The following is a 25,773-nucleotide window of genomic DNA, read 5'->3' as shown; positions in this document are numbered from 1 at the left end:
AAATATCCTATTTTACCCCAAATGAAATCTATTTTTATAATCATTTCTATTTTGTTTTTTAGCAGCAGCTTTAGTCAAAACTATATACCTTTTGACACTATTTCATTCGATAAACGAAATGCCTTTTTAAAGGAATTTAAAATCAGGAATGATCAGAAAATAAAAGAAATAAAAAAAACTTATTCCGGAAAAATCAGCAAAGATATCGAAGCTGTTTACAAAAGTCAATTTGAAGATTTTTCCAGAACCGTAAATAAGAAAGAATTGTATTTTGATGAATCCATTCAAAATTATGGACAGAAAATCCTAAACGAAATCATCAGCAGTAATTCTGATCTAAAAGACAAAAATCTGGCGGTATATTTTTCCAGAGATCCAGAAGCAAATGCATACAGTATTGGAGATGGAACAATTATATTTAATCTTGAATTATTAAAGTATTTAAATGATGAGGCCGAAATAGGATTTACTATTTGTCATGAAATAGCGCATTATACATTAAATCATCGGGAAGAAAGCATAAAAAAAGAGATTACGGCCCAAAACTCAAAGGAAGCCAAGGCATTGGAAAAAGAGATCAAAAAATCAAAATTCAACAAATTGGCGAAATCAGAAAGTTTTGCCAAGGATAAAATGTATTCAAGAAAAAACAAATCCCGAAACCAAGAGTTTCAAGCAGATTCCTTGGGGTTTTCTTATTTCAAGAACACACGTTATAATACGGCTTCAAGTATTAATTTACTTAAGCATTTATCTCAAACCGATATTGAAACAGATAGTCTGCCAAGAGTAAGTTATCCTAAAAACTTCAATACCAAAAATCAAAAATTTATTAAAGACTGGGTTGTAATGGAGGATTATTCTAAGTATTCTTATTCAAAAGACAACTTGTTTAAATGGGACGTCGATTCATTAAAAACACATCCTGACTGCGAACAGCGAATTGAAAAAATAAAAAAGCTTATCATTAAGAGTAAAACAAACTATTATACTGATAAAGCTTTTTTTGATGACTTAAAGAAAAGAATAGATTATGAACAAATTTACAGTAATTATTACACAGAAAATTACGGGAAGAGCCTTTATGAAACACTCAAATTAAAAGAAAAAAATCAGAAAAATATGTTCTTGAAAGAAATGATAAACTCAAATCTAACAGCGCTGGCAAAAGCTAAAAAAGAAATGAGAATCAACTCTTACATACCGCTGATTAATCCGAATGAACAAACGAAAAGCCAGCAGTATTATTTCAATTTTGTGTCAAACTTAACCTTATCTGAGCTGGAACAATTAGCTTCTGATTATAAAAATTAAAATCCCCAAAATCCAATCAAATAAATATACCGTTTACACAAATTATGAAAAAAACATATCTTTTATTTTTATTCCTCGTTACTACTTTATGCTTTAGTCAGTCATACACTGTATTAAATGCTGCATCTGGAGAATTCCTGACCTTTCAGCCTATTTTTGATGATTCAGAATTATTTGGCTATGTAGAATTGCGCATAATGAATATTGACGAAAAGAATAATGTTACCATTAAATATATCGCTTTAGACAAGAATTTCAATACAATGTGTTCGGGTACATTTATAGAAAAAACGTCTAATTCAAGACGCAAGAAAAAATTTAACGACATAACGTATTCTGATGGCCTTGTTCGTATTGACTTTTATGAATTTTCACAAGCATTAGGACAGGATGCTTTTCCTTATTTTAAAACGTATCAGGTTATCGATTTAAAGAAGAATACAGTAGTCAACAACGGCATCTATAATAGTGAAGTAAAAGAAATTGATAAAAAATACGATAAAATAGATACTAAAGGCTATGTATGCTTCTCATTAAATAAAGGCGGTTTTTTAATTCAGGAAACCAATCCTGACACTAAAATTGGAAATGAGGCTAATTTCTTTTATGCATTAAATGCCAAAAATGAAAAAATTTGGGAATATAAAGCCAGCAGGGAATTAAGTAAATACCAAATGAATTATCAAACTCTAAATTATGATGATAAATACGTTGTACTGGAAGGTTTTTTTTATAAAAAGACAAAAAGAGAACAACGTCATATTCAGGTACTGGATTCTAAAACAGGAAAAGAAGTACTTTATTTACCAACATCTAGCGAATATACATTAGTGAGAGAATATACTTATTTAATGAACGATAAGATATATACCGGAGGACGATTTTTTGAAAAAAACTCAAAAGAAGAATATGTTACAGATGAATCGCTGGGGATTTACCAGACCATTATCGACATAAAAAACAACAAAGTTATCCAGGATAAATACGTTAAATACGATCAGTTCCCGGATTTAAAAATCAATAAACACGGAAAAGTTCGCGGCGAAGGTTATTTAAGCTTTAAAAGAACCAGCATAAATCCAGACGGAACTACTTTTATACTGGGTGAAGCATACTGGCAAAAACAGCAATATCGTGCTTATACACAATTGTATACTTTTTTAATGGATAAAGATTTTAATCCGGTAAAAACAGTAGAATATGAAGTAAAACGTACGAAAGGTTCTAAATATGATTTTTCGCAGCGTTTGGCAAACCAATCTGGAAGAGCTTATTTTTTCTTTGATAAAAATGACGATAAAGACTTGGAATTAAATATTTTAAATTACTACTTTAAATCAAAGAAACAGGCTATTCAAAAAATGCCAATTACAAATGATGATAGCGCAATTAGTGTTTTCCCTGCCAAAAGCGGTTATGTTGGAATTGCTGAATATTTCAAAAAACCTGAAAAAGCAGGAAAATTTATGGAAATTCGATTGGAAAAATTAAATTATGAACGAGAATAAAATCTCAGCTGATAATTACACTTAAAAATATTATAATTACAAATAACTATAAATAAAAACCATTAAATATGAAATTTAATATAGCCCTTTTAGCGGGAGACGGAATTGGTCCTGAGGTAATAAATGAAGCTGTAAAAGTATCTGATGCTATTGCAAAAAAATTCAATCACGAAATAACCTGGACTCCTGCTTTAACCGGAGCCTGCGCAATTGATGCAGTTGGGGTTCCTTATCCAGATGAAACACACGAAGTTTGTATGAAAGCTGACGCGGTTTTATTTGGAGCAATTGGACATCCAAAATACGATAATGATCCAAGCGCACCGGTTCGTCCAGAACAAGGTTTATTGTTAATGCGTAAAAAATTAGGATTGTTTGCTAATGTACGTCCTACTTTTACTTTCCCTTCTTTAATTGATAACTCACCTTTAAAAAGAGAAAGAATCGAAGGAACTGATTTAGTTTTCTTAAGAGAATTAACAGGCGGAATTTACTTTGGTGAAAAAGGAAGAAAAGATAACGGAGACACTGCTTTTGACAATTGCGTTTACACACGTGCAGAAGTACAGCGTTTGGCTAAAAAAGGTTTTGAACTGGCAATGACACGTTCTAAAAAATTATGCTGCGTTGATAAAGCAAACGTTTTGGAAACTTCACGTTTATGGAGAGAAACAGTTCAGGCAATGGAAAAAGATTATCCGGAAGTTACGGTTTCTTACGAATTTGTTGATGCTGTTGCTATGCGTTTAGTTCAATGGCCAAATTCTTATGATGTATTAATCACTGAAAACTTATTTGGAGATATCTTAACTGACGAAGCTTCTGTAATTTCAGGCTCAATGGGATTAATGCCTTCTGCTTCTGTTGGAGAGCACACTTCATTATATGAACCAATCCACGGATCTTATCCGCAGGCAACCGGATTAAATATTGCTAATCCATTAGCTACTATTTTATCTGCTGCTATGATGTTCGAAGATGCATTTGGATTAAAAGCTGAAGCTGATGCAATTCGTGCTGTTGTAAACAAATCTTTAGAAGAAGGTGTTGTTACGGAAGATTTAGCTCCAAAAGGATCAAAATCATACAAAACAAGCGAAGTGGGTGATTGGCTGGTTGCTAATTTATAATTTTTTGTTTTGTTTCAGGTTGTTGGAACATGAAACAAAAAAAGGGATCAACGAAAGTTGATCCCTTTTATATTGTAGAAAAAAAATATTAATATCCTCCTCTGTTTCCGCGGTCATCTCCTCCACGGTTGTTTCCGTAACCACCACGATTATTTCCTCCGCGGTTGTTATTAAAACTTCTTCTTTCGCCTTCTGGTTTTGGCTCAGACTTATTAACAACGATTGTACGTCCTGATACAACAGCACCGTTCAATTCATCTATAGCTTTCTGAGCTTCACTATCATTCGGCATTTCAACAAAACCAAAGCCTTTACTTCTTCCAGTAAATTTATCAGTAATAATTTTAACAGAGTCAACTGCTCCATAAGCCTCAAAAGACTCTCTTAAATCTGCTTCCTCAATACTGAATGGAAGGCTTCCAACGAAAATATTCATAAATACTTTTTTATAATAATACACAAATGTAGTCTTATTTTTCTGTAATCTACTATATATTAGTTTATTTATGTTTTTATTTTGATTTTGAAAACCAATACAATAAAATCAAGAGTTTACAAAAAACTTAGTTATGCTGAATAATATCACTTACTTCAATTGGAACTTTATAAAAAACTCCTTCGGTAAAATTAATTTTTTGGCTTTCTATATTACTTTCGTCATCATTTACCGCTGTAAATTTAAATGTGCCTGAAATCGTGTGGTTATCAGTATCATAATCTGTAATAGTAATTTGTCCATTACCAATAGTAGTACCTGTAGAAAAAGATACAGCCTCAGCAGGAAGTGTATTTTCATAAAACGCTCTAGATTGATCATTAACACCTAAAGCAAAAGTTTGTTTTTCAAAAGAAGCGGTTTGCAGCGTCACTTTTTCATACCCTAAAGAACCTTCAATTATTATTGTGCCGTTTGCACCTAAGTAAGCTTTATAAGTCTGCGCTCTCCAAAAAACATTATTTTTCAACGTTTGAAAAGCCGGATTATTAAATTTCACATCTTCTGTACAAGATATCAGAACAAATAGAAGCGATAAAAAATAAAAGATTTTTTTCATAACAGAAATTTGACACAAAAATATTGCATAAAGAGATATCTGTTAAAGAATAAAAAGTGAAAAAAATGCTAAAAAATATCTCCTATAATATATTTAATATCTTAAAACGAATTATTGACAAAAAAATTATATCTTTGCGCCCTTAATTAACGGAGGTCGAGTACCTCAAAATTTAATCATAAGATTATGTCAGTAAAAATTAGATTACAAAGACACGGTAAAAAAGGAAAACCTTTTTACTGGGTTGTAGCTGCAGATGCACGCTCAAAAAGAGATGGTAAATACTTAGAGAAAATCGGTACTTACAATCCAAACACAAACCCAGCAACTGTTGAGTTAAACCTTGACAGCGCAGTTAAATGGTTACACAATGGTGCACAACCAACTGATACTGCAAGAGCTATTCTTTCTTACAAAGGTGCTTTATTGAAACACCACCTTGATGGAGGTATCCGTAAAGGAGCTTTAACTCAAGAGCAGGCAGATGCTAAATTAGCAGCTTGGTTAGAGTCTAAAGCAGGAAAAGTTGATGCTAAAAAAGACGGTTTATCAAAAGCACAAGCTGATGCTAAAGCTAAAGCTTTAAAAGCTGAAAAAGAAGTTAACGATAAACGTTTAGCTGCTGCCGCTCAGGCTGAAGCTGACGCTATTGCTGCTGCTTCTGCTACAGAAGAGACTGCTGAAGAAGTTGTTGCTGAAACAACTGAAGAAGCTCCTGCTGCTGAAGAGAATAACGAAACAACTGAAGCATAATTTTACTTAGCGAGAATGCGTAAAGAAGAATGTTTTTATTTAGGTAAAATCGCTAAAAAATTTAGTTTCAAGGGGGAAGTTCTGATCTATTTAGACACAGACGAACCTGAGTTATACGAAAATCTGGAATCAGTGTTTGTTGAACACAACAAACACTTGGTTCCTTTTTTTATTGAAACAAGCTCTTTACATAAAAACGACTTTTTGAGAGTTCGTTTTGAAGATGTAAATAATGAGGAAGAAGCTGATGCCTTACTAGGAAATGCTATTTATCTTCCTTTAACTATGCTGCCGAAACTTTCTGGCAACAAATTCTATTTTCATGAAGTTATTGGTTTTGAAATCGAAGACCAGCGCTTAGGTGTTTTCGGAAAAATAACTTCTATTAACGATTCTTCTGCTCAACCCCTTTTTGAAGTTTTAAATGGAGAAGTAGAAATCTTAATCCCAATGATTGATCATTTCCTGGTTAAAATTGACCGCGAAAACAAAAAAGTGATCATGAACCTGCCTGAAGGTCTGGTTGAGATGTATCTTTAGTATTCAATCACAGTTTTCAAGTGTTCAGTTACTTATCTGAGCTCAAAATCTTTATTTTTAAATTACAATTACTATGTTTCAGTTTAAGCAATTTTCTGTTAAACAAGATAAAACCGCTATGAAAGTTGGCACTGACGGTGTTTTATTAGGTTCTTGGGCTCCTATTCATCACAATCCGTTTAGTGTATTAGATATTGGTGCAGGAACTGGAATTATTGCTTTGATGCTTGCACAGCGAACTTATGCTGAACAAATTGACGCTCTTGAAATTGACGAAGATGCTTATGAACAAGCTGTCGAAAATTTTGAAAATTCACCTTGGGGCGATCGATTATTTTGCTTTCATGCTGGTTTGGATGAATTTATTGAAGAACCGGAAGACGAATACGATTTGATTGTTTCGAATCCGCCTTTTTATGCTGAAGATTATAAAACTGAAAATGAACAACGAGACTTAGCTCGTTTTCAGGATGCTATGCCCTTTGAAGAAATTGTTGAAGCTGCTGATTTGCTTTTATCTGAAAATGGAATATTAGCGATAATCCTTCCTTTTAAAGAAGAAGAGAAATTCATCATTCTGGCAAAAGAAGCTGAATTATATCCAACAAAAATTACAAGAGTAAAAGGAACTCCTAAATCAGAAATCAAACGCAGTTTATTGGCTTTTAGCCGAAATGAAGTTTCTGAAATTGAAATCGATGAACTGATTATCGAAATCGACAGACATGTGTACACTCCAGAATATATTGAATTGACAAAAGAGTTTTATTTAAAATTCTAAACCTGTTCAAAAATACTTTTAAATTGGTATAAAATTCTTTCTATTAACCTCAAATCTTCCGTTACAATTTCGGCACTTCCTTTCATCTCCTGCTGAAAAACAATTTGTTTGTTGTAAGAAGTTCGCAGTCCATTTGGAAGCGCAACATCTATTAACAGATTGCCGTCTTTATCCGGAACCAGCGAAATATTTTGAATCTTCCCTTTTAAAACCCCAAATTCTCTGTCAGGAAAATTAGCCAGACGAATATTTACTCTCTGTCCTATTTTAATCTTTCCTGAATTTAAAGCCGGTGCTTTTACCTTGCCAATAAAGCCGTTTTTAGCATCGGGAATAATCGAAAAAACATTATCTCCGGCATTTATGGTTTGATTTTCTGTCCAAATTTGCAAAAAGGTAACTTTACCGCTTATAGACGATTTTAATGCATAAGCCAGTTCCCAGTCTCTTATTACTTTTTTTAGCTGAAAAAAAGACTGCGCCATATTCCTTCCCAGGTTAACTTCTTCTTTCGTGCTGTTTACCTGCGAATTCTGACTTGATTTTGTATTATCAATCAAAGAAGACTTTAATTGAGAAATAGACGATAAGAGACTTCTATAATTCTTTTGCGCCTGAAGAAATCCCAATTTCTTGGCTTCCATTTCCTGAGCCGAAATAATTCCTTTATTGAACAAAACTTCAAAACGGGCAATTTCATTTTTTTGAAGCTGTAATTCGCTTTCATTAATTACTTTTTGCTGCTGCAGAATCTCCAATCTTTCTTTTATTTGAATTTTCTCCGAAATCTGAGCTCTGTTTTCAATGGCAAAAGGCTGCAGATCATGATTTAATTCCTGTGCCTGATAATCTTTCTGAAAAACAGCATAAGCACTTTCAATTTCTCCTAATTGCGTATTTTTCAATTTCGAGAAAGGAAACTCCGTTTTCGAATCATTAATATCATAATGATCTACTATGCTTTTTAACAGAAATACATCTGTATAATTGGCTGTATTTTCTATAATCGCAAGAGTACTATTTTTGGATATAACTTCTTTATTCTTTACTAATATCGCTTCAATTCTTCCTGAAGATTTTGACACGATTTTCTCTGGCGGAATATTGGTTGTAATTACAATTTCGGTAGTAACCACATCTGGATATTTTATAAACCACGAAACAAAAAACAGCATTACTATGATAACAAAAATCATAACGGTTCCCCATCGAATCATCCAATGCGGTACTTTGGTGAGAATGTCCTGAACTTCCTCGCTTCTTAATTCAAACGTATCGTTATTTTCTGTCATAATTAATTTCCTAACTGCAATTGATTTTTAACCAATTCAAAATAATTCCCTTTTTGCTCTACCAAAGCTGTATGATTTCCTATTTCGATAATTTTGCCTTTATCCAAAACTACAATCTGGTCTGCATTCATCACGGTGCTTAATCGGTGGGCAATTACAATTACGGTTTTATTTTTAAAGAAAATATCCAGCTTTTGCATAATTTCTTTTTCATTATTTGCATCTAAGGCCGATGTTGCTTCATCAAAAAACAATATTTCGGGATTTTTATACACCGCACGAGCAATTAACAAACGTTGTTTTTGCCCTGTGCTCATCCCTAATCCTTCTGCTCCAATTTTTGTATTATAGCCCAAAGGAAGTTCTCTGATATATTGCTTAATATTGGCTACATCTGATGCATACACCAATCGTTCTTTATCTATTTTATCTGCCCCAAAGGCAATATTATTAGCTATAGTATCACTAAAGATAAAACCTTCCTGCATTACAGCGCCAATATTGGAACGCCAGGCTTTTTGCGAAATATTTTTAAGTTGTGAACTGCCAATATTTATTTCTCCTTTTTCTGGTTCATAAAACTTAAGAAGCAGTTTCATAAGCGTTGTTTTACCGCTTCCGCTTACCCCAACGATTGCCGTAACTTTATTTGCCGGAATCTTTAAGCTTAAACTATCTAAAACAGGAATATCTGAACCTAAATATCTATAAGAAACATTTTTTAATTCAATATCAGAATCGTAAGGCACATCATTGGACTGATGCACCTCTTGTTGCGCTTCGTCTTCTTTTTCATGAATTTCAGATAATCTGGCTAACGAAATCTTGGCATCCTGAAGTTCCCTCACAAATTGAATAAGTTGTGTTATTGGGCCATTTAAACTACCTACAATCGAATTAATGGCCAGCATCATACCAAGCGTAATTGAACCATCGATCACTAATTTTGCCGACAAAAACGTAATAAAAATGTTTTTTAATTCATTAATAACAGATGACCCAATAGTTTGAGACTGTTCTAAAACCAATCCTTTTATCGAAACTCTAAATAATCTTGCCTGCACATACTCCCAGCCCCAGCGTTTTTGTTTTTCGGCATTATGAAGCTTAATTTCCTGCATTCCATTAATGAGTTCCATAACTTTTCCCTGCTCATTAGAAACCTCCGCAAAACGTTTGTAATCCAGAATCTCTCTGCGTTTTAAAAATAAAGTTATCCATCCAAAATAAAGAAGACTTCCTGCAAAAAAAACCAAAAATATCTTGAGATTAAAGTAAGCCAAAACGGCTCCCATTACAAACATATTGATAACCGAAAACAATACATTTAAAGAGGATGTGGTGAGAATTTTTTCTATTCTGTGATGATCGTTTATACGCTGCATAATGTCACCGGTCATTCTTACATCAAAAAAAGAAATAGGCAGGTTCATTAATTTGATAAAAAAATCTGAAATTAATGAAATATTAATCCGGGTTGAAAGATGCAGTAAAATCCAGCTTCTAATAAGCTCCAGACCTGTTCTTCCGGCAAATAGAAATATTTGCGCAAAAAGGATTAAATATATAAAATGAATATTCTGATTTTGGATACCAACATCGACAATACTCTGAGTTAAAAAGGGAAAGATAAGCTGCAATAAACTGCTGGCCAATAACCCAATACTTAACTGAAAAAGATACGATTTATAACGAAGTACATATTGAGACAACATACCAAAACCCAAACCTTTGTTATCTTCTTTATCAAACTCGGTCTGAAAAAATTTTGGTGTAGCTTCAATTAATAATGCAACTCCCTCCTGAGTAAAATCATCTGCATTATTACCAATCCAGAATTTTAAAAAATCTTCTTTATTGTACTCAATTAATCCAAAGGCAGGATCTGAGATATAATAGATCCCTTTTTTTATTTTGTATAATACTACATAGTGGTTTTTGTTCCAATGTAAAACGCAAGGCAATGGCGCTTCTTCTAATCTTTCTAAACTTAATTTTACTCCCAGAGTTCGAAAACCAATTTTCTCTGCGGCATCACTTAAAAAAAGCAAATTACTTCCTTCACGAGTTGTTTCACTGCTGTCTCGTAACTCCTGAATATTGATTGTTTTGCCGTAATGTTTTGCAATTATTTTTAAACATGTTGGACCACAATCTTTAAAATCTGCCTGTTTATAATTGGTGAATTTTTTCAATTCTAATATTTGGGTTTGTTTATAGCAATATTATACAAAAATTCTTAAAAAAATAAAAAATAGATCTAAATTATATCTATTCAACTTTGATGATTAATACTTTCCTTTTTCTAAAAACTGTTTCATTAAATACATATAAACCGTTATTTAAGTTTATAAAAAAGAAAAGCTCTGCTAAATAAATAACAAAGCTTTTTAGTATTATTTAATAAAAAAATTAAGATTCTAATGGGCAGTTTTCATTGATAACGGAGGCACAAGTTTCGCCTTCACCCGGATGTATAATCCCCGCAAAAATACCCGTTCCCGGGCAATAGCAGGCCTCTATTCCCGGGCCTCCGCCATTAATGCTTTTCTTTTCGCTGATACTTAAAATTTCAATTCCTGTTAAATTTTTTAATTTTTTCATAATTTGATTTTTTTGTTTGATGTAAATAGTTTTTTAATTAACTGCACAATGTCCTTCTGAAGCATCATCTGCTATTACGCAATGATATCCTTTTTTACACGGCACACTTGCAGAACAAGCAATACCGCCTTTAATGGTTTGTTGTTGTTTTCTGTTTAGCTCTTGAGCTCCTTCCAATTCTAAAATTTTCTTTAACATAACTTAGGTTTTTTTGATTTGTTACACTTCAATTACTTTTAAGACAGTTGAAGTTTCTGTCTATTTACTAAAAACCAGAGTAGTATTTTTATTACGATTTTATTTTGTGATAAAAAAAAGAGAGAACAATTTCTCTCTTTAATATTCAATATATTTTAGTAATACCAATTTCTCTAGGAGATGGCACTTGATCAGCCCTAACCAAATAAAACCGACCCAAGTGACCAATTATCCTGAGAATCCCGACACCAATCATCAATGTTGGGATAAATGCTCAATGTTCCACGATCGAGCGCCTACAAATTAAAAAAAACATGACTAAATTTTAAAAAGGCTTTATTGTATATTACTTTAAATAATTTCAAAAAAATTAACAGCAAAGACGATTTGAATCGCAAATTCCGGCTTCTGTATTAACTGGACAAATTGATCCGGTTGGTATCAACACACATCCTGCTTCTATTGCATAAATCCAACATTCCGGGATTCCTCCTTTTATGTTCTTCTGCTCGTTTTTACTAATGTGCTGAGCATGTTCCAGATTCAAAATCTCTTTTAACATTGTATTTATATTTACATTTAATCCTTGAATTCGTTTGAATCTATTCGATTAAAAAATTTCATTACTATCTCAACGCAATTTTTAATTTGCATTAGCATACGTTAACTCCGGATAATATTCTGCACAATCTTCATATATCATAGAGTTCCATGAATCACATTTTGATGTTATTTCTTTAACATTCGTGCCAAGTATTGTTTTTTGTTCACTTGCACTTATTTCTTGTGATCCTTCCAGATTTAAAATATTTTTTAACATAGCTGCTTGTTTTTAGTTTTGGGGATTCCGTTCTTATTTTAAAACGTTTACTTTTTAAATGATGTAAACATTAGGCTGTTCTTTCGAGAACTGTTGTTTCTTTTTCTTCAACAAAATCATTCAAGAAATACTTCAATTCACTCAATTCATATTCATTTGGAAATAATTTTTCATTTACAATTTTTACTGGTGTGTAATTAAAATCATTCTTAGAGCACCATTCATATTGTTTATTTATTTCCTGATTAATCATCATGCTTACAGAATCTACCTGCCATTTTTTAAGCCATTTTTTTAGACTCATCTTTTTAATATGCCAATCTGAAATTGCTTCAACTGTTTTTCCGGGAGTTGATCTGTTTATTATTAAAAGACGCTCTACAACTGCTTTGTAAGGGTTATCAGCATTTTCTGGGTTGATATTAAACAGAACGCTTAAAAATATTTTGTCCGGAAATTTTAAAACTAAATCAAAAGCTTCCTGAAATGTTTTATGGCAATGTTCACAGCTTGGGCTTATAATTATTGATAGTTTCACTACAGCGCTTCTGTTTCCAAAATTTAACCCTCTTAGATCTTCAAATCCGTTTGTAAGTGGTACTTTTTTAGATAAGAAAGTAAGCAGTGAATAATTTCTTTTAAATTTTTTCAGCTCTTTTAATGAGTTTTCGTTATCTAAAACACTCTTCGCAGTAGATTTTATAACAAACCAAATTGGAATAAGAAGTACTAACGAGAATAAAAATGGAAAAACTGTACCAAAACTAAAACTCAATGTAAATAAGTCTGATGCAAACCAAATTAAACTTTGAGTAAAAATCAAAAACGAAACCATTAAACACATAACACACCATTTTTGAAGTTCAAATTTTTGAATCCATATTGAAGATACTATTATAGGTATGGCCAATAAACTCAAAAAACCAACAAAAACAGACGAACTCAATGGCTGAACCAGAACTGAAATAAAACTTGCTCCAAAAAACAATAATGGCAAATCTGAGAAACTAATCCATTTATTATCATAATTACCACTAAAGTTAATTACTGAATTACATGACGAATTAGTGCTTAGACTGCAAAATTTTGAAATAATTCCATTTTTAAAACCCAGTTTTTCCTGAACAATTAACACACCTACCACTACTCCTAAAGAAGACAGCAGTAAAAATGTAAAACTAAATAGACTATAAGTATTATAGAAGAAAGATAAACCAGCTAAAAGCAAGAAAGGCACAAGGTATTTTAACCAGCTTAACTCAACTTTTAAATTTTCTCTTGCAACGACATTATTAGGTTCGATTGCTACTATAACACCATTCCAGTCTAAAAGAAATTTCTCGTATGATATTTTTTGCACCCCTTTTTTAATAGTAGTGATACGAACAAAGCTTTTTTCTTTTTCGACTAATATTAATTCATCTTTAAAATAAGCCAAAAAATTTGAAGGCAAATCTACAATCTGCTCTTTAGGAACTCTTATCGCAGCATTCTCTATAGACAACAAATCGAATGAATCTGTTATCGCAAATAAACTAGGATAGTTAGGATGAGATAAAAACAAATCCTTAAACTCATTTTTAACTTCTGAGTACCTATTTATTTGTAGAAATTTTTGAATAAGTTTTAACATTTTTGGGACGCTTTTAAATCATAATTACACCACAAATATTGCTGTTTTTATTCAAAAAATAATGCTAAAAGCAGACATTTTATCAATTATACTACATACAATTTATAAATTATAGCAGCCATACTTAATTGATTAATTTATTGAAAACCAGTAAATTGCATTTGATTTTTTTTTCTTAAAACACTCAAAACCCAATTCTCGATCAAGCGCTTGGCATTTTCTTTAGTTTTGATAAATCAGTAACCCTAACACATAATAAGATGTCTAATATGAAACTAAAATTCGAAGATTTTCAAGGTGAAAAATTATCTAAAAATCAACAAAAAATGGTTCGCGGAGGAGAAGAAAATACCCCGCCTGAAGTTGACCCTGGAAAAATTGGCGGCGGCGGTGCAAACTAAAATCTACGTCATTATCAGCTGCAAATATACACTAATGTAAGAAAAAAGAATTATAAAATTTATTAAATATAAAGATCATGATAAATAAAAAATCAAAATTCGAGAATTTCCAAGTTGAAAAATTATCAAAAAACCAACAAAAAAAGGTTCGTGGAGGAGACGATACTACACCACCGCCGCCGCCGCCAGTACTTCCTGCAGTAGATCCAGGTAAAATTGGTGGAGGAGGAATCAGTTAATTTAAAGATTATTTCCTTAACTAAATATTATTCGCAAATTGAACTGGAGACAATCCAGTTCTTTTGCGGAATGATTTCACAAAAAGAATCTGCATTTTTAAGCATACGCTTCTATTAAATATTACTGGCAAATTGAGCTGGAGATACACCGGTCCGCTTTCTGAATGATTTTGCAAAAGAGACTGCATTTTTAAATCCTACACTTTCTGCTATAGCCTGAGTAGAATATTTTCTATACATATGATTCGTAATCATTTCATTAATTACATAGTTGATTTTTAATTCATTCGAATATTCCCCAAATGATTTACCAAATCGTTTATTTACAACATACGACAAGTAAGTCGTATTTGTTTTGATTTTTTTAGCTACATACGGAAGCGTAAAATCAGCATTTAGATACTCCAGTTTATTCTCCAGAGCGAGTAATTTTTCTACTATTTTGTTTTCTTTGGCTTCGTCGATACTTAAAGTGATATTTTCTTTTTTAAGATGAACCTCTTCTGTTTCAAAAATTTCTTCTTTTTCTTCAATTATATCGATCTCTGCATTATTTTTCTTCTCGATATTTGCTTTAAATTCTTCAATTAAAGCATTCATCTTCTTATGTGCCTTGTTTTTATCTCTTATATTTTTAATCAATAAAAAGACAATTCCAACAAATAACAGGACATAAAAAATTCTTAAAGCTCTGTTTAGTAAAACCTCGCTTTTATATTTCTTTTCAATAGAAACCATTTCATCAGTAAGACCATCTACTCCCTGTTTATAATTTACTTCTAACGTTTCCTTGTTTAATTTTTCTTCAAACTTCTCGTAGTTGTCCAGATAAATCTTAGAATGTTTATAAGCTAATTCGGGTTTTTTTTGAATATTGTAAATCTTTGCCTGATAATAGTTCGACTTTAAATAATCAATTTCATTACTATTGGTTACAAATGAAAGAGAGTCACATTTCTTGAAAAAAACCAGTGCCTTATCGTATTTTTTAGTTGTAAAATGAATGTCGCCTAAATTGTAATTAGCAACACATAAAGCAACCGGAAGATTATTTTGATTTGCCAGAAACACAACATCATAATACGTTTTTTCGGCACTTTTATAATCTCCTTTCCAATTATAAACGTTTCCTAAACTTAACTTGGCCGCTATTTTGTTTTGAGTAAAATTCTGCGAATAATTTATCGTTCTTTTATAATAATATTCAGCTGAATCCAGTAAGTATCTTTTACTTAAATTTTTCATGAAATAGCTTTCATACGAACTGGCTAAACCACGATTTACGGTACTTTTATTATTCAACAACTGCTCTTTAGTAAAAAAGCCTTCGTTTTTATCTACAAATTCATCTAATTGTCTCAGGTTTTTTATTGCCAACTGGTAATTTCCAACCTCTCCATTAATTAATGCGATATTGATTTTGAATTTAAAAATCTGAGTAATGTCATTAATCTGTAAAGACAGTTTCATGCCTTTTTGGTAAATTTCAAGGGCGTTGCTAAAATTCCCTCTATTCCATTCTGCTAATCCTCCGTAATTGTAAACAAAAGAAGTAGTTTGCGTTTTATCAACAGATTCAGGCATTTTATCTAAGTATTGTAATGCCTTTTTATATTTTTCTTTAGATTGTTTTGTATCCCCTTTTATTTGCAGCAAACAAGAAATTGCACCATTTGCAAAAGCTAAATGTTTGTTATTATTAGATTTGGCTAACTGGTGAGCGTACACAAGTGCACTATCGACATTAGCATTAAGATTTAGTCGAATTTTGTCCTGTAATAATAAATACTTTTCTTCGGTAATCTTAGCATCAGACTGTTGTGCAAATGCAGTGTTTAGAAGAAAAAAGAGTAGAAAAGAGATGATCAGCCTCATTCAATTTTATATTTTTGGAATCTCAAAATTAGTCTATATATTATCAATAAACTAAAATTAATTCACCTTATTTGTGATTATTTTATAACTAATATATAAAATTATAACAATTAAGCTTTGTTTTGTTATATTTTTATTACGTAAATTTGTTTTGCAAAAAACTATCAAAAATGAAACCAGACTTATTTCAAGCTCCAGATTATTACAACCTTGACGATTTATTAACAGACGAACATAAATTGGTTCGCGAATCAGCGCGCGCATGGGTTAAAAGAGAAGTTTCTCCAATTATTGAAGAATATGCTCAAAAAGCAGAATTTCCAAAACAAATTATAAAAGGACTTGGAGAAATTGGCGGTTTCGGGCCTTATATTCCTGTAGAATATGGTGGCGCAGGACTAGACCAGATTTCTTATGGTTTAATTATGCAGGAAATTGAAAGAGGAGATTCTGGTGTAAGATCAACCTCATCCGTACAATCTTCTTTAGTAATGTACCCAATTTGGAAATACGGAAATGAAGAACAACGCATGAAATACCTGCCAAAACTGGCAACGGGTGAATATATAGGCTGTTTTGGTTTAACGGAGCCTGATCATGGTTCAGATCCCGGAAGCATGATTACCAATTTTAAGGATATGGGAGATCATTATCTTTTAAATGGTGCTAAAATGTGGATTTCGAATGCTCCTTTTGCAGATATTGCCGTAGTCTGGGCAAAAAATGAAGAAGGACGAATTCATGGTTTAATTGTAGAACGCGGAATGGAAGGTTTTACAACTCCTGAAACTCATAATAAATGGTCGCTTCGCGCCTCTGCAACCGGAGAATTAATTTTTGACAATGTAAAAGTTCCAAAAGAAAACCTTTTACCAAATAAATCGGGTTTAGGCGCACCGCTGGGCTGTTTAGATTCGGCACGATACGGCATTGCCTGGGGAGCAATTGGCGCAGCAATGGATTGTTATGATACTGCTTTGCGTTATGCCAAAGAAAGAATTCAGTTTGGAAAACCAATTGGAGGAACACAATTACAACAGAAGAAATTGGCTGAAATGATTACAGAAATCACAAAAGCACAATTATTAACCTGGCGTTTGGGCGTTTTAAGAAACGAAGGAAAAGCAACAACCGCTCAAATTTCGATGGCAAAACGTAATAATGTCGACATGGCAATTCACATTGCCCGCGAAGCTAGACAAATGCTGGGCGGAATGGGAATTACAGGCGAATACTCCATTATGCGCCACATGATGAACCTTGAAAGTGTTATAACTTATGAAGGTACACATGACATTCATTTATTGATTACCGGAATGGATGTAACTGGAATTCCAGCGTTTAAATCATAAACAACTATTAAATTATATGCAAAATCAATACAAAAAGCTTCTTCTAATCGAGAAGCTTTTTATCTTTGCACCAAAATTTACATAAATGAATATTGAAACTATACACAATAGCATTCAACCACAAAAAGAACAGCTTTTAAAACATTCCCTTTATAATAAAATCCAAACGATCGACGATTTACACAGTTTTGTAGAGAATCACGTTTTTGCTGTTTGGGATTTTATGTCTCTTTTAAAAGCACTACAAGCCAAACTTACTTGCACAACAACACCTTGGTTTGCTACCAAAAATCCTGAAACAAGATACTTAATCAACGAAATTGTTCTTGCCGAAGAAACTGATTTAAGCATTGACGGAAGAAGACAAAGCCATTATGAAATGTATCTTGAAGCAATGGAAGACTGCGGGGCAGACATTACAGAAATTAACAATTTTTTAGACTCTGTAAATTCGCTTCATAATATTTTTGTTGCCATTAAACAAAGTTCGCTTCATCCTGAAATTAAAGCTTTTCTTGACTTTACATTTAGAGTTATAGAAGAAGGAAAACCGCATCAAATTGCGGCTGCGTTTACTTTTGGAAGAGAAGATTTAATTCCGAGTATGTTTACCGAAATCCTGAAAAACTTTCAAAAAAACCTTCCCGATACTGATTTAAGTAAATTGGTTTACTATTTCGACCGACATATTGAATTGGATGCTGATGAACACGGACCAATGGCCATGCAGATGATTACCGATTTATGTGAAGATGACGCTCAAAAATGGAAAGAAGTTGAAGAAGTTTCGATTTTGGCTTTAGAAAAACGTATCGGACTTTGGAATGCTATTGAAGAAGAAATCATAATGAAAGCAGAAATGGTGTAAAAACCAAAACCATACATTTAACGTAACTATTTGTTTAAACAAGCCAAAAAATAAACAAATTATGAAGCCGCAATTCAAGCAAATAGTTACTGTTATCCTTTCGATTTTTCTCTTAGGCTGCAGTACTAATGAATCTAATTCAGAAAACGTAGTTACTCCACCAATAACAAACCCAAATAATCCTATTTCAAAATCTGTCAATTATCTCGCTTTAGGCGACAGCTACACTATTGGTGAAAGCGTGTGCGAAACCTGCCGATTTCCAGAACAGCTCAAAACCACTTTAAAACCACTTTATCCTGAAACCGATTTTTCATTAAAAATAATTGCAAAAACCGGATGGACAACTTCAAATTTAATTTCTGCCATAAATCAGGAAAATCTAAATTCAAATTACGATTTAGTTACGCTGTTAATAGGTGTAAACAATCAATATCAGCATATTGAATTTTCCGTTTATCAAAAAGAATTTCCAAAATTGCTAAACAAAGCCATAGAGCTGGCCAAAGGCAGCAAAAAAAATGTAATCGTGATTTCTATTCCTGATTATGCTTATACTCCATTTGCCTCCTATTACAGCGATGCAAATCGAATGAAAATTTCAAGCGAAATAAATCAATACAATACTTTTGCCGAGGATATCTGCATAAGCAAAGAAGTTACATTTGTTTCGATTACAGATATTACACGTCAAGGACTGTCTAATAAAAACCTGGTTGCTGCAGATGGCCTGCATCCTTCAGAATCTGCCTATAAAATGTTTGTGGAGCGTATTCTGCCAAAGGTAAAAATGGCTGTAGGGAATTAGTTTTTTAAGAAACAGAAAAATATACCTAATTTTGATAAATCAGATTATCGAAAACCTCGATTACGCGTAAAATCGACAAATTCATGCAAGTTTCACCTCCAAAAGAGTTATCACCCTACATAAAGCATTATCTTTTTTTAGATAATACCGAAACTGCTGTACAAAAATTTCGTTTGTTTTCTGATGGCAATACCGGACTTGTATTTTCAGTAAAAAGCAAACTCATTTCCGGAATTAATAAATATGAAATAAAAGAATACCTGCCCGCTTCATTTTTATACGGACAGCTTAACGGTTTTAAAGACCTTTATTCTGAAAATGAAATAACCTTAATAATTGTTGTTTTTCAGCCCAGCGGAATCCATCAATTGTTAGGAATTCCTGCCAATGAATTTCACGATGCCATTATTCCCGTTGAAGATGTATTTGATAAAAAAATCACAGCACTGCAGGAAAGCCTCTTTCAACAAAATAACCTAATACGGGCAGAACTGCTTAATTCTTTTTTTAGAGCGTTAATTGCTTTAAAAACAGCTTCAAATCAAATCATAATAGATCATTCCTTAAACTTTATTATTGCTGGAAAAGGTCAATTCTCTATAAAACAATTGGTCGAATATACAGGATATACAGAAAGACATCTGGAAAGAAAGTTCAAAGAATGCATCGGACTTAATCCGAAGAAATTTGGAAACGTTGTAAGACTGCATCATTTTTTAAAATTATTAAAAGATAAACCTGACGACACCAATCTAACCACAATTTGTTATGATGCCGGATTTTCGGACCAATCGCATTTAATAAAAGATTTTAAAAAACATACCGGAATAACTCCGACCGAATATGTACACAATACTGGCAAATTAACCAATAATCTTATCAAAAGATTTTCTGCTTCGTCATTCTAAAATGTCGGTTTTGTACAATTTCTAAAATATTGGCCATGCTATTTTTGACTAAAATTAATAGCATCCAATATGAAAAATCTTAAAATAGCCACAGCTCAGTTTGAAAACAAAAGCGGCGACAAAAACTATAACTTATCTGTAATTGAAAAACTTTCTCAAAAGGCATCTGTTGAAGGATGTGATGTAATTTCGTTTCATGAATGCTCTATTACCGGATATACATTTGCAAGGAATTTATCAAAAGAACAGATGTTGGACTTGGCAGAATTGATTCCGAGTGGGGAAAGCATTTTAAAATTGACCGAAATTGCCCAAAACAACAACATTGTAGTATTAGCCGGACTCTTTGAAAAAGACGAAACCGACAATTTATTTAAAACTTATGTTTGTGTCGATAAAAATGGTTTAGTGGCCAAATACCGAAAACTGCATCCGTTTATAAATCCGTATTTAACTCCCGGAGATCGTTATTGTATTTTTGAAATTGAAGACTGGAAATGCGGTATTTTAATTTGTTACGACAATAATATCATCGAAAACGTACGCGCCACAAAACTTTTGGGTGCCGATATTATTTTTATGCCTCATGTAACGATGTGCACTCCTTCTACCCGACCTGGCGCTGGTTTTGTCGAACCACAGCTTTGGAAAAACCGAATAGCAGATCCAACTTCACTGCGATTGGAATTTGACGGAATGAAAGGCCGTGACTGGTTAATGAAATGGCTTCCGGCAAGAGCTTACGACAATGCAATTTATACGATATTTTCGAACCCAATTGGTATGGACGATGATCAATTAAAAAACGGCTGTTCTATGATTATTGATCCTTTTGGAGATATTTTGGCCGAATGCCGCACTTTTGAGGATTCTTTTGCAACGGCCATACTTACGCCTGAAAAATGTATTCAGGCTGGAGGAAATCGTTATTTAAAAGCTAGGAGACCAGAATTATACAGAGATATTATTGGTAAAAATCACGAATCAGAACAAAAGGTTGTCTGGCTGAACTCTGATAAAAAAAGCATAAATTAAACATTTCGACTCTCTAAAGCTATTGAAAGATTTATCTTTGAAGATTCATAAATCTACAGAATAAAGCCTAAAAATGGAATTTTTTAAAACTACAATTCAGGATATCGATGCTGTTTTCGATATTTATAACGAAGCTACATCTTATCAAAAAACAGTAAACAATAAAAGCTGGAGAGGTTTTGAAAGAACATTAATAGAAAAAGAAATTGCCGAGAATCGTCATTTTGTAATTAAAGAAGGAGACGAAGCTGCCTGCACATTTGTACTAACCTTTAATGACTTGATTATCTGGAAAGAAGCCAGTAAAGATCCGGCAGTTTATCTCCATCGAATTGCTACAAACCCAAAGTTTAGAGGGCAGTCGTACGTTAAAAAAATCATCGAATGGGTTAAGGAATATGCCCGAGAAAATGGCAAAGAATACATTCGTCTTGATACACACAGCGGTAACGAACGAATAAATAAATATTACATGAGCTGTGGTTTCGAATACAAGGGAATAAGCACGATCGAATGGACAAACGAATTACCGGAACATTATAAAGAAGGTTCTTTTAGTTTGTTTGAGATTAAGCTTTAGTTATTTATACTTTTCAAAATCAACTTCAATTTTCTCAAATAGTGCTGCTTTTTCTAAAATTGAATTAATCTGAACCACACCATCCTGATTATTCTCTGCCATAATAAAAGCAAAGCCCCAGATATCTTTTGAAAGTGTAAATTTCCCAGCTAAAGATTCATAGGTCATTAAAACCTCATCGTTCATCCAGAGATCGAGAATATCAATCATTTTTGGATTCAGTTCTGAAATTGCATGTAAAAAATCCGAAACAAACGATTCGTTTTCTGCGCCATCAAAAAAGTCAAGCAAAAGTTCTTCTGATTGATAACCAGGACGAAAATAGTATTTATATTGACTCATTATTTTTCAATACGTTTATAATGATAACCCAAATTATAAGTAGAGCCAGCCCAAAACATAAATAAAAGTGCACCAGAATTATCGAAAGCATAATTCACTAAAAGCCCATTATCTTTTGAAAGCCCGATTCTTGTTTTATAATTATCGTACCCTCCCGCAAGATACGGAACACCGTTACGTTTCAAATATTTATTGTCCAGATAAAAAAGTCCGTTTTTCAACTTACCGCCAAGTTCAACATTCTCAATTATGGCATTCTCTTTTTTGGTAATAAACTGCAGTCTGTTTTTATCCAAAAACTTTACCTCAACCATATAAGAATCTGAATAATCGTATTTTGATTTTTCAGATTTTACAAAATAATTCAGGTTGTATCTTGTTTCCGGATCTTGCGAATCTATTGAATGTACTTTTCCCTTTTCATCATATTTTAAGTCTGGAAAAAGTGCATATGTGCCTTCTAGTTTTACTAAATCATTTTCTGATAATGATGATTTGTTTTTGTTTATCATTCTATTAGAAAATGAGGCGCAGGACGATACTACTAACATTAAAACAAAGGCATATATTACTGATTTCATACTCTTATATAAGATTTTTATACTAATTTAAAGTTTATTTTTTTAATAATTACTCATCTGACTAAAAGAGATTTAATAGTTGTCGTTTCAAAACTTTGTAGTTTTTTTATTGCAAACTATTTTTTATCTTGCTTAGATTGCAAAACGCAAATGTTATCCTGACTTAAGACCCTCAATTATGAAAAACAAAATTTTAGTTTCATTAAATTTTATATTACTAATTGGTTGTACCACAAAATCACAAGACTTATCCAGCATCGATTTTAACAAAGATGCAGAAACCTATCTCAGTGGTCTTTCATTTTCTTCTAAAACAGAACAAAAAGGGCATTATGAAGCAGTAGTTAACGGAGAAGATGCCAGTTTAAAACTAGTAGACAAAGGAGAACTCGCTGCAAATTATGTCTTTATGGGAGAAAAAAACACGGCACAGCTTAACTACGGCGGAATCCCAATTAATGATGTTATGGGCACAGCAATAAGTGTTTACGACAATAAAATTGCTTTTATGAGAGTGAATGTAAAAAATGATCAAAGTATTGCTCTTTTAGATGTTCTCAAAAAGAAACTGGGCAACCCAACAGAAATTGTCAAAAGCGAAAATAATCCTTTTGATGCAACCGATAAGTCACAAAAACTTCTTTTGGACAAACTGCCAAATGAAACCAAAAAAGTAAAAGACGATCTTGATGATGATTATATTACTTATCCTGAACATTTTATTTGGAACAAAAATGATATCATTTATCAATTAACATTTTCTCCAACAGGAGATTATGTGAGCAGTCAACTTGTAGTTATTTCAAAAAAAGCATTCAAAGACAAAATCATAATGGGTTATCACGCACCAAATAAAGATCCTGTTTTGGCTAAATATCTTACCTTGAACTAAATAGTAATCCGTATCTTACAAAAAAGAACTTGTTTTTTACTAAAATCTATTTTTCTCGAAATTTTTTAAATACCTTTGATCTATGAGCACAGCAACAAAACCATATCACATAGGGCGAAAAATAAGCCGTATTCGTGAACTTAAAGACATGAAACAAGAAGCTTTGGCACAAGCTTTAGGAATGAGTCAACAAGCCGTTTCGGTTATGGAAAACAGCGAAATCGTAGACGAAGAAAAACTAAAGGATGTTGCAAATGCACTTGGAATGACTGTTGAAGCAATTAAAAACTTTTCTGAAGAAGCTGTAATTAATTACTTTAACAACATTTATGATAATGACTTTAGCCACAGCAATGGAGCTATTCAATCAAATAATTGTTCATTCAATCCTTTAGACAAAGTTGTAGAACTTTATGAGCGTTTGGTTCAGGCTGAAAAGGATAAAAATGAGTATTTGGAGAAGTTGTTGAAGGGGAAATAAGTCGCTTTACATTTTATAACAAAAATGAGATCTTGAAATTTGAGATTAAGCTTAGAAGGCATTAATTAAAGTCTATAAAATGGAAAGTTTAAACTTTTTAATTAAAAATATTTTTATTGGACTTGAAAATCTTAATACTGGATTTGATTCTGAATCAATATATTATTTTTCTAAAAGTGACTTTGAAATAGTTTTGAATAGAGCAGAAAAATTTAACATTGAAATTTTAGGAATTGAACCTTGGAAAAATGGATTTTTTTACGATGTAATGACACGAGAAGATTTTAAAACTGATTCCAATTGGCACCGAAAAGCATTCTTAAAATTCAAGGAAACCGGTGAAAATCTTCAATATTCTGCTAGTTATCAAATACCTTCTAAATTTTTAAATTAAAAAACTGATTATTTACATAAATAAAAAAACCTTGTGAAGGCTCACAAGGTTTTTTTATTTTATTTCGCAGAGAGGAGGGATTCGAACCCCAGATGTTTTGATCTGAAGTGTCTATTTTATAACAATTAATTTTACTTGTTTTTTAGCTTATCTTCCAATTGCTTTAAATCTTCTAAATCCTGCTCATCCGCTTTTTTGGCATCAAATTGTTTTCGATGTTTATGAAATTCTTCGTAAATCGCATCTACTTTTTCTTCCATTTGCAAATGTGTTATTTCTCCTTTGTGAGTTAAAACTTTTTTATCATTAAATTCTATAATGCGGTCAACATTTATTTTCCAGAAATTCATAGTAATGTCTTGTGCATTTTTTGCTCTTAATTCTGCTGTTTCAAGAAATACTACTACAAAACGATTAAGTAAATCTATTTCTTCAGTAGTAAGATAATTTTTCGCTGTATAAATGTCTTGTTTACGTACAATACTACCTTTCCAACTTGTAAGTGCCATATTTGGAGCATCGGCGTTGGCACGAGAAACTATTATTTCTGCGGCTGTTTTTCCAGTAATAGCATAAAGTAATTTATTTTGTGTGTCTGCAAAAAACATTTGAGTTGCTTTATCTGTTGCATCATAATCGCTGCTTAAACTAAACAAATCACGAACTTTTTGATAAAATCTTTTTTCAGAAGCCCGAATATCTCTAATTCGTTCGAGTAATTCATCAAAATAATCAGTTCTTCCGCTTGGATTTTTAAGACGCTCATCATCAATTACAAAACCCTTAATCATATATTCCTGAAGATTTTGATTTGCCCATTGTCTAAACTGCGTTCCTCTTTTACTTCGCACCCTAAAACCAATTGCTAAAATCATAGCCAACGAATAAAATGCAACTTTATATTGCTTTCCATCTGAAGCAGTTGTTAAGTAATCCTTAATAACTGAATCGCCTACTAACTCCTTGTCTTTTAATACATTAGACACATGAATACTGATATTAGGTATAGAGGTGTCAAAAAGTTCCGCAAGTTGATTTTGATTCATCCATACGTCTCCATCTCTAGCAAGGAGAACTACATTTGATTTTCCATCAACAGTATTGTAAAAAATAAATTCTTGTTTTTCCATCTTAAAAAGAAGTTTTTACATTCAAATCATTACAACAGAAATGACAGATTTAGTAATTTTAGAAAGTTAATAAAAAAACCCCGAAATACAGATTTCGGGGTTTGGTATTATTTAAGTTAAAAACTTGCAGAGAGGAAGGGATTCGAACCCTCGATACAGTTACCCATATACTAGCTTTCCAGGCTAGCTCCTTAAACCACTCGGACACCTCTCTATTTTGGTCTGCAAAGAACAAAAAAAAAATCGAGTTTCACAACGT

30 protein-coding genes and 1 tRNA gene are annotated in these 25,773 nt (G+C 32.3%); 17 read left to right on the top strand and 14 right to left on the bottom strand.

Annotated features, from left to right (window positions below):
* Positions 1 to 21: 21 nt before the first annotated feature.
* The 3 genes from L1276_RS08960 to leuB all read left to right on the top strand — a co-directional run bounded on the left by L1276_RS08960 (position 22) and on the right by leuB (position 3,952).
* On the top strand, positions 22 to 1,314 hold the full coding sequence (locus L1276_RS08960) for a M48 family metalloprotease (protein ID WP_253786973.1): 1,293 nt from the start codon (positions 22 to 24) through the stop codon (positions 1,312 to 1,314).
* A 44-nt stretch (positions 1,315 to 1,358) separates the two neighbouring features.
* Positions 1,359 to 2,822 (top strand): DUF6770 family protein, encoded by a 1,464-nt coding sequence (locus tag L1276_RS08955; RefSeq protein WP_253786971.1) that lies wholly within the window; start codon positions 1,359 to 1,361, stop codon positions 2,820 to 2,822.
* 68 nt (positions 2,823 to 2,890) lie between these two features.
* Positions 2,891 to 3,952 (top strand): 3-isopropylmalate dehydrogenase, encoded by a 1,062-nt coding sequence (gene leuB / locus L1276_RS08950; RefSeq protein WP_253786969.1) that lies wholly within the window; start codon positions 2,891 to 2,893, stop codon positions 3,950 to 3,952.
* An 88-nt stretch (positions 3,953 to 4,040) separates the two neighbouring features.
* Here the strand turns inward: leuB and L1276_RS08945 are convergent, their stop codons facing one another.
* Both L1276_RS08945 and L1276_RS08940 read right to left on the bottom strand, forming a co-directional pair.
* A complete protein-coding gene (locus L1276_RS08945; protein WP_184158308.1) occupies positions 4,041 to 4,388 on the bottom strand; it encodes an RNA-binding protein in 348 nt (115 codons plus the stop codon).
* A 127-nt stretch (positions 4,389 to 4,515) separates the two neighbouring features.
* Positions 4,516 to 5,007 (bottom strand): DUF6252 family protein, encoded by a 492-nt coding sequence (locus L1276_RS08940; protein WP_253786967.1) that lies wholly within the window; start codon positions 5,005 to 5,007, stop codon positions 4,516 to 4,518.
* Between the two features lie 186 nt (positions 5,008 to 5,193).
* Here L1276_RS08940 and L1276_RS08935 point away from each other — a divergent pair, with 186 nt between their 5' ends.
* From L1276_RS08935 to L1276_RS08925, 3 genes are all read left to right on the top strand, one after another.
* Positions 5,194 to 5,760 carry a 30S ribosomal protein S16 gene (locus L1276_RS08935; RefSeq protein WP_253786965.1) on the top strand — a complete coding sequence of 189 codons (567 nt, stop codon included), beginning with the start codon at positions 5,194 to 5,196 and terminating at the stop codon, positions 5,758 to 5,760.
* Positions 5,761 to 5,775: 15 nt separating this feature from the next.
* Positions 5,776 to 6,300 (top strand): ribosome maturation factor RimM, encoded by a 525-nt coding sequence (gene rimM, locus L1276_RS08930; RefSeq protein ID WP_253786963.1) that lies wholly within the window; start codon positions 5,776 to 5,778, stop codon positions 6,298 to 6,300.
* Positions 6,301 to 6,373: 73 nt separating this feature from the next.
* A complete protein-coding gene (locus L1276_RS08925; RefSeq protein ID WP_253786961.1) occupies positions 6,374 to 7,081 on the top strand; it encodes a tRNA1(Val) (adenine(37)-N6)-methyltransferase in 708 nt (235 codons plus the stop codon).
* Here L1276_RS08925 and L1276_RS08920 read toward each other — a convergent pair.
* From L1276_RS08920 to L1276_RS08890, 7 genes are all read right to left on the bottom strand, one after another.
* On the bottom strand, positions 7,078 to 8,373 hold the full coding sequence (locus tag L1276_RS08920; RefSeq protein ID WP_253786959.1) for an HlyD family secretion protein: 1,296 nt from the start codon (positions 8,371 to 8,373) through the stop codon (positions 7,078 to 7,080). The genes L1276_RS08925 and L1276_RS08920 overlap by 4 nt on opposite strands.
* A 2-nt stretch (positions 8,374 to 8,375) precedes the next feature.
* Positions 8,376 to 10,568 (bottom strand): peptidase domain-containing ABC transporter, encoded by a 2,193-nt coding sequence (locus L1276_RS08915; protein WP_253786957.1) that lies wholly within the window; start codon positions 10,566 to 10,568, stop codon positions 8,376 to 8,378.
* 217 nt (positions 10,569 to 10,785) lie between these two features.
* A complete protein-coding gene (locus L1276_RS08910) occupies positions 10,786 to 10,977 on the bottom strand; it encodes a hypothetical protein (RefSeq protein WP_253786948.1) in 192 nt (63 codons plus the stop codon).
* 33 nt (positions 10,978 to 11,010) lie between these two features.
* Positions 11,011 to 11,175 (bottom strand): hypothetical protein, encoded by a 165-nt coding sequence (locus L1276_RS08905; RefSeq protein WP_253786946.1) that lies wholly within the window; start codon positions 11,173 to 11,175, stop codon positions 11,011 to 11,013.
* 370 nt (positions 11,176 to 11,545) lie between these two features.
* The gene (locus tag L1276_RS08900; RefSeq protein WP_253786944.1) at positions 11,546 to 11,737 is read right to left on the bottom strand and encodes a hypothetical protein; all 192 of its coding nucleotides are present in this window, start codon (positions 11,735 to 11,737) and stop codon (positions 11,546 to 11,548) included.
* Between the two features lie 81 nt (positions 11,738 to 11,818).
* On the bottom strand, positions 11,819 to 11,995 hold the full coding sequence (locus L1276_RS08895; RefSeq protein WP_253786942.1) for a hypothetical protein: 177 nt from the start codon (positions 11,993 to 11,995) through the stop codon (positions 11,819 to 11,821).
* 70 nt (positions 11,996 to 12,065) lie between these two features.
* The gene (locus L1276_RS08890) at positions 12,066 to 13,628 is read right to left on the bottom strand and encodes a vitamin K epoxide reductase family protein (protein WP_253786940.1); all 1,563 of its coding nucleotides are present in this window, start codon (positions 13,626 to 13,628) and stop codon (positions 12,066 to 12,068) included.
* 269 nt (positions 13,629 to 13,897) lie between these two features.
* On the opposite strand from L1276_RS08890, the gene L1276_RS08885 reads away from it, so the two are divergent.
* On the top strand, positions 13,898 to 14,029 hold the full coding sequence (locus L1276_RS08885; protein WP_253786938.1) for an rSAM-modified peptide: 132 nt from the start codon (positions 13,898 to 13,900) through the stop codon (positions 14,027 to 14,029).
* A gap of 77 nt (positions 14,030 to 14,106) precedes the next feature.
* Positions 14,107 to 14,268: a hypothetical protein gene (locus tag L1276_RS08880; RefSeq protein WP_253786936.1), complete on the top strand. Its 162-nt coding sequence runs from the start codon at positions 14,107 to 14,109 to the stop codon at positions 14,266 to 14,268.
* Between the two features lie 114 nt (positions 14,269 to 14,382).
* On the opposite strand, the gene L1276_RS08875 is transcribed toward L1276_RS08880, so the two are convergent.
* Entirely contained in the window at positions 14,383 to 16,143 is a 1,761-nt protein-coding gene (locus L1276_RS08875) for a helix-turn-helix domain-containing protein (RefSeq protein ID WP_253786934.1), read from the bottom strand.
* 170 nt (positions 16,144 to 16,313) lie between these two features.
* Between L1276_RS08875 and L1276_RS08870 the strand changes: the two genes are divergently transcribed.
* The 6 genes from L1276_RS08870 (at position 16,314) to L1276_RS08845 (ending at position 21,694) form a co-directional block, all read left to right on the top strand.
* Positions 16,314 to 17,495: an acyl-CoA dehydrogenase family protein gene (locus L1276_RS08870; protein WP_253786932.1), complete on the top strand. Its 1,182-nt coding sequence runs from the start codon at positions 16,314 to 16,316 to the stop codon at positions 17,493 to 17,495.
* Between the two features lie 85 nt (positions 17,496 to 17,580).
* Entirely contained in the window at positions 17,581 to 18,363 is a 783-nt protein-coding gene (locus L1276_RS08865; protein ID WP_253786930.1) for a DUF3050 domain-containing protein, read from the top strand.
* Positions 18,364 to 18,424: 61 nt separating this feature from the next.
* A complete protein-coding gene (locus tag L1276_RS08860; protein ID WP_253786928.1) occupies positions 18,425 to 19,171 on the top strand; it encodes an SGNH/GDSL hydrolase family protein in 747 nt (248 codons plus the stop codon).
* Between the two features lie 83 nt (positions 19,172 to 19,254).
* The gene (locus tag L1276_RS08855; RefSeq protein WP_253786926.1) at positions 19,255 to 20,079 is read left to right on the top strand and encodes a helix-turn-helix domain-containing protein; all 825 of its coding nucleotides are present in this window, start codon (positions 19,255 to 19,257) and stop codon (positions 20,077 to 20,079) included.
* A gap of 69 nt (positions 20,080 to 20,148) precedes the next feature.
* Positions 20,149 to 21,114 carry a nitrilase family protein gene (locus L1276_RS08850; protein WP_253786924.1) on the top strand — a complete coding sequence of 322 codons (966 nt, stop codon included), beginning with the start codon at positions 20,149 to 20,151 and terminating at the stop codon, positions 21,112 to 21,114.
* 73 nt (positions 21,115 to 21,187) lie between these two features.
* On the top strand, positions 21,188 to 21,694 hold the full coding sequence (locus L1276_RS08845; RefSeq protein WP_253786921.1) for a GNAT family N-acetyltransferase: 507 nt from the start codon (positions 21,188 to 21,190) through the stop codon (positions 21,692 to 21,694).
* Here the strand turns inward: L1276_RS08845 and L1276_RS08840 are convergent, their stop codons facing one another.
* Both L1276_RS08840 and L1276_RS08835 read right to left on the bottom strand, forming a co-directional pair.
* Positions 21,695 to 22,036 carry a hypothetical protein gene (locus L1276_RS08840; protein WP_253786920.1) on the bottom strand — a complete coding sequence of 114 codons (342 nt, stop codon included), beginning with the start codon at positions 22,034 to 22,036 and terminating at the stop codon, positions 21,695 to 21,697.
* Positions 22,036 to 22,617 carry a hypothetical protein gene (locus L1276_RS08835; RefSeq protein ID WP_253786918.1) on the bottom strand — a complete coding sequence of 194 codons (582 nt, stop codon included), beginning with the start codon at positions 22,615 to 22,617 and terminating at the stop codon, positions 22,036 to 22,038. Before L1276_RS08835 ends, L1276_RS08840 begins: the two co-directional genes overlap by 1 nt.
* A gap of 178 nt (positions 22,618 to 22,795) precedes the next feature.
* On the opposite strand from L1276_RS08835, the gene L1276_RS08830 reads away from it, so the two are divergent.
* From L1276_RS08830 to L1276_RS08820, 3 genes are all read left to right on the top strand, one after another.
* Positions 22,796 to 23,509, top strand: coding sequence for a hypothetical protein (locus L1276_RS08830; RefSeq protein ID WP_253786916.1), 714 nt, complete (start codon positions 22,796 to 22,798; stop codon positions 23,507 to 23,509).
* A gap of 82 nt (positions 23,510 to 23,591) precedes the next feature.
* Positions 23,592 to 23,990, top strand: coding sequence for a helix-turn-helix domain-containing protein (locus tag L1276_RS08825; protein ID WP_253786914.1), 399 nt, complete (start codon positions 23,592 to 23,594; stop codon positions 23,988 to 23,990).
* A gap of 79 nt (positions 23,991 to 24,069) precedes the next feature.
* Positions 24,070 to 24,384 (top strand): hypothetical protein, encoded by a 315-nt coding sequence (locus L1276_RS08820; protein WP_253786912.1) that lies wholly within the window; start codon positions 24,070 to 24,072, stop codon positions 24,382 to 24,384.
* A 131-nt stretch (positions 24,385 to 24,515) separates the two neighbouring features.
* On the opposite strand, the gene L1276_RS08815 is transcribed toward L1276_RS08820, so the two are convergent.
* Entirely contained in the window at positions 24,516 to 25,514 is a 999-nt protein-coding gene (locus L1276_RS08815; protein ID WP_253786910.1) for a virulence RhuM family protein, read from the bottom strand.
* Positions 25,515 to 25,641: 127 nt separating this feature from the next.
* Positions 25,642 to 25,728: transfer RNA gene (locus tag L1276_RS08810), tRNA-Ser, on the bottom strand.
* Between the last annotated feature and the right edge of the window lie 45 nt (positions 25,729 to 25,773).

The organism is Flavobacterium sp. HSC-32F16 (genome assembly GCF_024171645.1).
Classification (GTDB): Bacteria; Bacteroidota; Bacteroidia; order Flavobacteriales; family Flavobacteriaceae; genus Flavobacterium.
Note: the sequence above shows the minus strand (reverse complement) of the source record. Positions and strands in the feature narration are given on the sequence as shown.

Coding starts and splice junctions, on each gene's coding strand:
- L1276_RS08960 (WP_253786973.1), top strand. CDS start 22: ATGAAATCTATTTTTATAATCATTTCTATTTTGTTTTTTAGCAGCAGC.
- L1276_RS08955 (WP_253786971.1), top strand. CDS start 1,359: ATGAAAAAAACATATCTTTTATTTTTATTCCTCGTTACTACTTTATGC.
- leuB (WP_253786969.1), top strand. CDS start 2,891: ATGAAATTTAATATAGCCCTTTTAGCGGGAGACGGAATTGGTCCTGAG.
- L1276_RS08945 (WP_184158308.1), bottom strand. CDS start 4,388: ATGAATATTTTCGTTGGAAGCCTTCCATTCAGTATTGAGGAAGCAGAT.
- L1276_RS08940 (WP_253786967.1), bottom strand. CDS start 5,007: ATGAAAAAAATCTTTTATTTTTTATCGCTTCTATTTGTTCTGATATCT.
- L1276_RS08935 (WP_253786965.1), top strand. CDS start 5,194: ATGTCAGTAAAAATTAGATTACAAAGACACGGTAAAAAAGGAAAACCT.
- rimM (WP_253786963.1), top strand. CDS start 5,776: ATGCGTAAAGAAGAATGTTTTTATTTAGGTAAAATCGCTAAAAAATTT.
- L1276_RS08925 (WP_253786961.1), top strand. CDS start 6,374: ATGTTTCAGTTTAAGCAATTTTCTGTTAAACAAGATAAAACCGCTATG.
- L1276_RS08920 (WP_253786959.1), bottom strand. CDS start 8,373: ATGACAGAAAATAACGATACGTTTGAATTAAGAAGCGAGGAAGTTCAG.
- L1276_RS08910 (WP_253786948.1), bottom strand. CDS start 10,977: ATGAAAAAATTAAAAAATTTAACAGGAATTGAAATTTTAAGTATCAGC.
- L1276_RS08905 (WP_253786946.1), bottom strand. CDS start 11,175: ATGTTAAAGAAAATTTTAGAATTGGAAGGAGCTCAAGAGCTAAACAGA.
- L1276_RS08900 (WP_253786944.1), bottom strand. CDS start 11,737: ATGTTAAAAGAGATTTTGAATCTGGAACATGCTCAGCACATTAGTAAA.
- L1276_RS08895 (WP_253786942.1), bottom strand. CDS start 11,995: ATGTTAAAAAATATTTTAAATCTGGAAGGATCACAAGAAATAAGTGCA.
- L1276_RS08890 (WP_253786940.1), bottom strand. CDS start 13,628: ATGTTAAAACTTATTCAAAAATTTCTACAAATAAATAGGTACTCAGAA.
- L1276_RS08885 (WP_253786938.1), top strand. CDS start 13,898: ATGAAACTAAAATTCGAAGATTTTCAAGGTGAAAAATTATCTAAAAAT.
- L1276_RS08880 (WP_253786936.1), top strand. CDS start 14,107: ATGATAAATAAAAAATCAAAATTCGAGAATTTCCAAGTTGAAAAATTA.
- L1276_RS08875 (WP_253786934.1), bottom strand. CDS start 16,143: ATGAGGCTGATCATCTCTTTTCTACTCTTTTTTCTTCTAAACACTGCA.
- L1276_RS08870 (WP_253786932.1), top strand. CDS start 16,314: ATGAAACCAGACTTATTTCAAGCTCCAGATTATTACAACCTTGACGAT.
- L1276_RS08865 (WP_253786930.1), top strand. CDS start 17,581: ATGAATATTGAAACTATACACAATAGCATTCAACCACAAAAAGAACAG.
- L1276_RS08860 (WP_253786928.1), top strand. CDS start 18,425: ATGAAGCCGCAATTCAAGCAAATAGTTACTGTTATCCTTTCGATTTTT.
- L1276_RS08855 (WP_253786926.1), top strand. CDS start 19,255: ATGCAAGTTTCACCTCCAAAAGAGTTATCACCCTACATAAAGCATTAT.
- L1276_RS08850 (WP_253786924.1), top strand. CDS start 20,149: ATGAAAAATCTTAAAATAGCCACAGCTCAGTTTGAAAACAAAAGCGGC.
- L1276_RS08845 (WP_253786921.1), top strand. CDS start 21,188: ATGGAATTTTTTAAAACTACAATTCAGGATATCGATGCTGTTTTCGAT.
- L1276_RS08840 (WP_253786920.1), bottom strand. CDS start 22,036: ATGAGTCAATATAAATACTATTTTCGTCCTGGTTATCAATCAGAAGAA.
- L1276_RS08835 (WP_253786918.1), bottom strand. CDS start 22,617: ATGAAATCAGTAATATATGCCTTTGTTTTAATGTTAGTAGTATCGTCC.
- L1276_RS08830 (WP_253786916.1), top strand. CDS start 22,796: ATGAAAAACAAAATTTTAGTTTCATTAAATTTTATATTACTAATTGGT.
- L1276_RS08825 (WP_253786914.1), top strand. CDS start 23,592: ATGAGCACAGCAACAAAACCATATCACATAGGGCGAAAAATAAGCCGT.
- L1276_RS08820 (WP_253786912.1), top strand. CDS start 24,070: ATGGAAAGTTTAAACTTTTTAATTAAAAATATTTTTATTGGACTTGAA.
- L1276_RS08815 (WP_253786910.1), bottom strand. CDS start 25,514: ATGGAAAAACAAGAATTTATTTTTTACAATACTGTTGATGGAAAATCA.